The 7,219-nt window shown below is 28.7% G+C and carries 8 protein-coding genes; all 8 read right to left on the bottom strand.

Annotated features, from left to right (window positions below):
• Positions 1-5: 5 nt before the first annotated feature.
• The 8 genes from KQA_RS20860 to KQA_RS0217905 all read right to left on the bottom strand — a co-directional run bounded on the left by KQA_RS20860 (position 6) and on the right by KQA_RS0217905 (position 6,971).
• Entirely contained in the window at positions 6-176 is a 171-nt protein-coding gene (locus KQA_RS20860; RefSeq protein ID WP_232285928.1) for a hypothetical protein, read from the bottom strand.
• Between the two features lie 311 nt (positions 177-487).
• Positions 488-934, bottom strand: a complete 447-nt coding sequence (locus tag KQA_RS0217875; RefSeq protein ID WP_010182998.1) for a hypothetical protein — start codon at positions 932-934, stop codon at positions 488-490.
• Positions 924-1,535 carry a Panacea domain-containing protein gene (locus KQA_RS0217880; protein WP_010182999.1) on the bottom strand — a complete coding sequence of 204 codons (612 nt, stop codon included), beginning with the start codon at positions 1,533-1,535 and terminating at the stop codon, positions 924-926. Before KQA_RS0217880 ends, KQA_RS0217875 begins: the two co-directional genes overlap by 11 nt.
• A gap of 377 nt (positions 1,536-1,912) precedes the next feature.
• Entirely contained in the window at positions 1,913-2,137 is a 225-nt protein-coding gene (locus KQA_RS0217885) for a hypothetical protein (protein ID WP_010183000.1), read from the bottom strand.
• 192 nt (positions 2,138-2,329) lie between these two features.
• Positions 2,330-3,814 carry a hypothetical protein gene (locus KQA_RS0217890; RefSeq protein WP_010183002.1) on the bottom strand — a complete coding sequence of 495 codons (1,485 nt, stop codon included), beginning with the start codon at positions 3,812-3,814 and terminating at the stop codon, positions 2,330-2,332.
• Positions 3,807-4,361, bottom strand: a complete 555-nt coding sequence (locus tag KQA_RS0217895) for an RNA polymerase sigma factor (RefSeq protein WP_010183003.1) — start codon at positions 4,359-4,361, stop codon at positions 3,807-3,809. Before KQA_RS0217895 ends, KQA_RS0217890 begins: the two co-directional genes overlap by 8 nt.
• A gap of 122 nt (positions 4,362-4,483) precedes the next feature.
• The gene (locus tag KQA_RS0217900; RefSeq protein ID WP_010183004.1) at positions 4,484-5,527 is read right to left on the bottom strand and encodes a hypothetical protein; all 1,044 of its coding nucleotides are present in this window, start codon (positions 5,525-5,527) and stop codon (positions 4,484-4,486) included.
• A gap of 298 nt (positions 5,528-5,825) precedes the next feature.
• Positions 5,826-6,971 (bottom strand): glycerophosphodiester phosphodiesterase, encoded by a 1,146-nt coding sequence (locus KQA_RS0217905; protein ID WP_010183005.1) that lies wholly within the window; start codon positions 6,969-6,971, stop codon positions 5,826-5,828.
• Between the last annotated feature and the right edge of the window lie 248 nt (positions 6,972-7,219).

Here is a 7,219-nt window from a genome sequence, read left to right on the forward strand (position 1 = left end):
TACCTCTATGAGTGGCACTGTTTGACCGAAATCACTGGCATGGTCACTCCGAAATAGCCAAAGTCAATATCAAGTCCTGTTTTTCTTTTAAAGACTTCTTTCCGGTTGAGTGAGAGTCTGAGGTAAATTGCAGATTGAACGGTTTTACTCTGTAAAATGAATTTAATCGTTGCCATTGTTTGAACATTTGAACGGTGTAAATATAATCCAATTTTCAAATTCTAGTCAACGGTTAGTCAACCAAATCTCAATTAGATGCAATTATTATCAATTTAATGAAACCTTTGTTTTTCTTTATTTAGTCTTATATACATTGATTTAATTAGGTTTTGCCTTTGTTTTAGTAAGGTTTTTTGAAGTTGTAAATTTAATAGTTCTTATTCCCGCCTTGAGTACTTAAAAAAAACCTCAATCTATTTAATTATAAATAGATTGAGGTTTTTTGTTTTGAATTTATTTACTTTTCAAAGAGTTGGGGAAAATGCTTTTATCTTTTTAAGGCCTTTTTTATTTTTCTTTTTATGTTGGGAGAATTTATTAAGCAATCAATTAAATTATTTTTTTCATCATCATTAAGAATACCTACGACTTCATAGTCTATATCCTCATTTTTGTATGTTTCTTCAAGTTTTAATTTAGAAAACGAATTTAATTGATAAGCGTAAATAAAAGTATTTAAAGGAAAGGAAAAATTATTAGTAGTTACTTTGATATCTTTTTTGAAGATGTAACAACTAATTTGTTTTTCGGGTACATTAACACAACCGTGAGAAAGGTAGATATCTGGAACACTATCTTTAGATGTTGGGAGATAGGCAAAAGTAATAGAGTCTCCTTCTTGGTAGATTGAAATGAAATATTTATTCTTTGGCAGATTGCCGTTAGAAAAATAAAAAGGGGTAAAATAATAAATTGTGAAAGGTTTAAAAATCATATGCCTTTAACATATTTCTATTTTCTATAAAATCATTAAAGATTTTCTTTTTGTCTAAATCCAATAATCTAGAAAAGTCAATCATTAAATTAGTGCTATTTTTTAAACCTTTTTTGAAAAGTTCTAAAACTCCATTTTCTTCTGCAGTTTTATACCATATTGAAGAAGGTGCATGGGTGAAATCAACGAGTTCTGTTCCGTTTTTGTCACTGAAATTTTTGACCACATAATCAAGTATCAGCATATCGTTATCGCTGAACTCATCATCATTAAATTCTTTTTTTGCTTTAACGTTTACAAAACTATATTGATTGAAGCTATCATGTTCTAACTCAATAAAATCTCTAAGTATTTTTGGTTCAGATAACTCTATAAAAACTTCTTGAGCAACAGGGCCATATTTCCAGACTTCATAATTTAAATTTAAAAAGGGTAACCCATATTTTTTAATTGACATTTCGTCTAAAAGGTATATTAATTTTAAACATTGAGTTTTTTGTAAACCATTCATCTTCTCACACAGATAAATAATTGTATTACCTAGTTTTTCGATTTCTTCTTTTGAAAATCCTCTTGTATTTGAAAAAGTATCAAAACTCATAGAGTTACGTTTTTGTGATTTGCAAATGTACTACATTAATAATCAATTTACATAAAATTAAATAATTCTCACTAGTGAACTAATTTTAATTTATTAGAATAAATACGTAATCCTGTTTTGTGTTTTCATTTTTAAGAACTAATTATCATAAAATTCTTTAAACTAAAATCAGGTTTTTATGATCTGATTTTATCAAGTTATTCCAGTTTTCTTAGAATGTATTCTTAAAAGAAATTATTATAAGGTATCTCATGATTACCTCTAAAAATCATATTTTTATTTATAAATCAAATTATGGGATATATTAAACCAAAACAATCATTTTAAAATGATTGTTTTTAATTTTGAAATAAATTTTCATATGATTAAAACTTTAGCTAATCACGTAGTAATTTCTTTAATTTTGTTTGATATGCTTGTGTGTAATTCCGCTTTGTTTTTTCGTTAAGAAAGGATGCATTCACAAGTGTAAGGACTTTACCTTCATTAGAAGTAATACTTTTAAAGACCTTTTTAACTTGCTTTTTAGATATTCCAGATAGTTTTCCTAAAGCATAAAACTGATTTTTAATTTGTCCTTGCGCTTTACCAGGAGGGAGCAAGCCATGGTTTAAGGCAAAGCCTTTATCTTCTAATAATTAATGGATATATGAACTGGTATAATTACAAAAAATTATACTCTGTTCTAGGCTATAAAACTCCAGCTGAAAAAGAATTAGAAATTAAAATTAATAACTATACAAAAGTTGCTCAGGAATTAATCCCAAATTTACCCGGAAGTCCATATTCTTGCCTTACAAATCAATTGATAGACCTATTTGGGTCGAAAAATAAAGTGGTTTGTAGCTGTCAGTGTTTTTACTAGCATTGTTTAAATGATATTTGAATAAAGGCTCTACGCTTAATGAAACATTATCCAATAGTTTGTATGTAAAACTCGATCCGATAGTAATGCCATATGTAAATTGTTTTAATCCCTTATTATTGGTATTGCTGGTATTTCTATTTAATTCAAAGTCTTGAGATCCAGAATGAATGGCGATGTCACTTTTTTGTAGAATTAAAAAGTTAGCACCACCTATTAAAGATAGATTAAACCATTTTTTCAAAATTTGATGACCTATTTCGGCAGAAAATTCATGATAATCTAATTTTTGAGTAATTGAAAAAGTTTGTTGATTACCTATGTCTTGCTTAACAATAGTAGGTAAAAATATTCCAGAACTTGGTAACGTCCCCGTGTTAACAATATCAGATTCAATACCGTGAACTTTTGTGTTTATTTTTAGTCTGTTATATCCTAATCGTATTGAATTTTTTTTCGAAATTAAGGAAGAAAAAACAAGACCATAATTTAAAGTAAGCTTACCACTTTTAGAATTTTCCGAAAATTTATCATTAATTAATGAACCACTTAATGGGATGTTATATAAGGGTATAGTGTGAATAGTAAGGTTCAATTTTTGGACTTTCTCATTTTGAATAGGCTTCAGATATAGTAAGGTGTCTTTTTTAGTTTTTTTAGGTATACTATCTTTTTTAATTAACACTTTTTTCGGATTTAAATTTTCTTCATTTGGTGTATTAAAAGCAGTAATAGCTCCACTTAGGCTGTTTTTCTTATCGGTAGGAGTACTTACTATACCCGTTTTTTCAATGATTTTTTTAGTAGTATTTGTAATAATCCCATTTAGATTATTTTTTTGATTTTTATTGACTTTTTCAGCAATTGATTTAGGTTTTAAACTACTTGAATTTATGTGCTTTGAACCTTTTTTTGTGTAAGGCGAGCTATATCTAGTTTTAGTACCAATTGGATTATGATTGGTAGTTTTTTTAATGCGTGTATTCACTAAATTAGCAGTAGTATTTGCTAATTTATTTTTTTTATCTTTTTGAATACTATCCTGTAAAATAATTTTGTTGCTTGATGCAGATACAATCTTTACTTGCTTATTTTGTTTATTTGATGCGTTTTTTAAAGCTTCTTTTACCTCACTAGAAGAATCATAGCAACTATCGTTTGTTGTTTTATCCTCGAAAGAGTTTGTTTTTAAAAATGTGCCTGTCAAAATAGTGTTACGTTGAACAATTACAATACCTGAAAGTAATAATACTATTATTGATAAGCCCACTAATTTTGAAAAGTAAGTAGGTTTATTTTTCTTTCTTTTGTTTAATTTAATTTCAATATGATCCCAAGTGATATTTTCAGAAGATCTCTCAAAATCAGATAAGCGTTCTTTGAAAATTTTTCCTATATCTTTTTTGTTATTCATTACTTAGCACCGTTTTTTTTTGATCATCAACTTCGCTAATAATCATTGTTTTTAGTAAAGCTTTAGCTCTGTGTAGATTAGATTTAGATGTTCCTTCTGAAATAGTAAGCATTTTGGCTATTTCCTTATGGGTATAATCATCTAATTCATATAAATTAAAGACTAATTTGTATTGTGTTGGTAACTTTTGAATAAATGAAAATAGCTCATCGATAGAAAAATTAACTAATTCAACATCAATATCTGTATCAGAAATCATATCTTCTTTTATAGATGTGTCCGAAAAAAAATTGTCTCTATATTTATCAATAGCTTTATTAATAGTAATTCTTTTCATCCATCCTTCAAAAGACCCTTTAAACTTATACTGGTCAATTTTTTCAAAAATAGCAAGGAATGAATCCTGAAGATTATCTTCAGCTTCATTATAATTTTTACAATATTTTAAGCACAAAGCGAAAAGTCTATCTTTATAAGTATAGAACAATTCACTTTGTGCTTCTCTATTATTTTTTTTACATTTTTTTATGAGCTCTCTATCATTCAATAGAATACTGGTATTATAATATTAACTGCATTTATTTAGTCACTTTACACCTTTAGACTGATAAAAAGCAAAACGTTGCGTCGATCAATACATTTAATTGAGAAGATTTTTAAAATAGTCTATTAATCTTCTGAATTACATGGTTCTGCATACAACACTATTCTTGTAATTTCTGAATCTAGTGTAACAGTATCTTTCGTTTGTACAAATATAACCTGTGGATTTACTTTATTGGAGTAACCATCGGTTTCAAGTTTATTAAGTTCTTGCTCGGCATCAATTATGTTTTCAAAAAAAGATAATTCTACATTAGTAATTTCCTCTTCTTTTTTGAAAGAAGTTATACAATCAATATAATCATCAAATACATAGAGTGCCTTTTCATAATCATCTGTAGCGCATTCTCTAAATTCAACATAACCACAGTTATTTTCAATTTTACAATTACTCTTAATGTAATACAATTGTTCGTCATTTTCAATTTGAATAGTATTATCATTAACAATGGAAGCTATCCAATCAAAATTCCAATCTTTGGCAACTTCCGAATCTCCTTCTAAATGAATATTTATATGCAATTGATCTTCTATAAATAATGATATCCACGAGGTGCGATAGGCATCACCCTTATGATAAAATATACCTGTTCCATCATCATAAAAATCCATTAAAGAAGAATTGTATAACATATTCTCAGTTTTTGATTTTATTTTCCAAACGCAGTTTTCTTCTTCGAGTAGGGTGTTGCAATAGTTAATAATCTGATCGTCGATACAAGCTTCGATAGCTTCTTTTAAAGCTTTGTTTCCATTGATACTTATAGTATTGCCGCTTTCTGTAGTTCCGTTAATTGGGTAGCTTATGCCAATTGTATTATCGTCAGTAGCTTGATTTAAAAGTGAAATAAATTCGGTGTTTTCATTAACAATTACAGCTTCGGTAATCTGACCTTCATTGTCGTATAAATACACATTAAAAGGATATATAAATGTCAAACATACCACATCGGAATCATTAGTTTGAGTGATAGATAATTGTTTTAAATTGATAAATAGCTCTGAGTTGGTATCAATTTTTGTAATTGGAATGCTCAATTCAAAAGGTTCTTTTTCGCAAGAAAAAAATAGTACGAGAATTGATAATAATAATAGTGGTTTCGTTTTCATGTTCCTTTTAGTTTATTGGTTTACCCAATAGACAGAACAGAAGTAAAAGGTTGCGTAATTTTTTAATTATTTAAAATAGAAGAGAGTAGGATTCAATTATTTTTACAATTTTATAGAATTAGAAAGTGTATTTGATTTTAAATACACTTTCTAATTTATGTGAATAGCTTAATTCGATTCACCTAATAAAAGCTAGAATAATTGTTGACTGTTCGAGTGTTTTCTCGTAGCGATAGTGAAGAGAAAATATATCGAGAACCACATCAAGTCCGTACAGAATCCACCAATAAAATTCAAATTAGTTCTCCACCCAAGTATTCACAGCTTGTACAGCTTCATCAGTATAATCAGTAAATAAACCATCAACCCCTGCATCAAAAAACAGGTGGTATTCAGCTTCAGGGTTTCCGCCACTCCATTGAGTGTTTTCGTTTCTAAAAGTATAAGGGTGTACCAATAAATTGTTTTGGTGAGCTAATGTAATAAAATCAGTAGCAGGTAATAATTCTATGTCTCCTGCATCCGAAGTTTTGTACGAAATAATAAAAGGTTTCCATGGGCCAATACCATCGGCATAGGTAGCTGTAAATTCCATACCTTCTTTGGTAGTAAAAAACTCGTAAGTTCTAGTGTCTCCATTTTTATAAAAATCAAATGGAGATCCATAAGAAATAAAATCTCCAGCAGGTACATTGTAGTCTAATGAGCCATCTTTGTTAATGTTATATGTAGATATTAACTGCACTAGTTTAACGGTAGATTTTGAGTTGATATACTGCAATGGAGCTACTTCAAAACACTGTACAAATACAGGTGCATTTTTGTGGTTCCAATTTGCTTTGTTTAAGGCTTCCAATAATTTATCTTCCATTTTAAAATCAAAAATTTCATTATGAAAAAGAGGATGCTTAATTTCTGGATAAATACCAATGTTTTTTTTGGTAAGGATGGATTGCTTTTTTGCTAATTTGATAACTTCTTCAAAAGTGGGAATGTCAAACTGATTGTCAAACTCTTTTGAACGTCCATTAAAAGCTTGTTTCGCCTTTAAAGTTTTAATTTGAGCTAATGTGAAATCACTTGCAAACCAATCGCTAACCATTTTTCCATCAAGTTCCTTAGTGGTTTTTAAGGTAGTAAACTCAGCTAATTCCGATACATTAGTGGTGCCAGATAGCATAGGTTCGTGACGTACAATTAAATGTCCATCTTTTGTTAATACCAAGTCCGGCTCAATAAAATCGGCACCGAGTGCTACTGCTTTTTCAAAGCCTTCTAAAGTATGTTCTGGTAAGATAGATTGTGCCCCTCTATGCGCAATAATCAAAGGTTTTTTTGACTCCACTGGTGTTGGTTTTTTGATAATAATATCATCAACAAATTCGCATGATGATAAGGAAATACCCGTTAGGATAGCTAAAGTAATAGATTTAAAAGTATTCATGAGATTGTTTTTTTTAGTTCTACTAAAGAAAATACCTCAGGATTAATAGATTGTAAAAGGGGAATTATATATACGTGATTAAATGTTTATGCAATAAAAGCTTAGGTTATTTTTTTGAAATAGAACAATTATAAAAAAGGTTTTTCGTTACCTCGAAGTTGGAAGTATAAAGTTTAGTTGGAGACTCAATTTATTCGCTATCAGGTTTAATACCTCGAGGCTTGCCTCGTTAATTATTACTATTTTGT

Origin of the sequence: Aquimarina agarilytica ZC1 (genome assembly GCF_000255455.1) — a bacterium.
GTDB classification, from domain to species: domain Bacteria; phylum Bacteroidota; class Bacteroidia; order Flavobacteriales; family Flavobacteriaceae; genus Aquimarina; species Aquimarina agarilytica.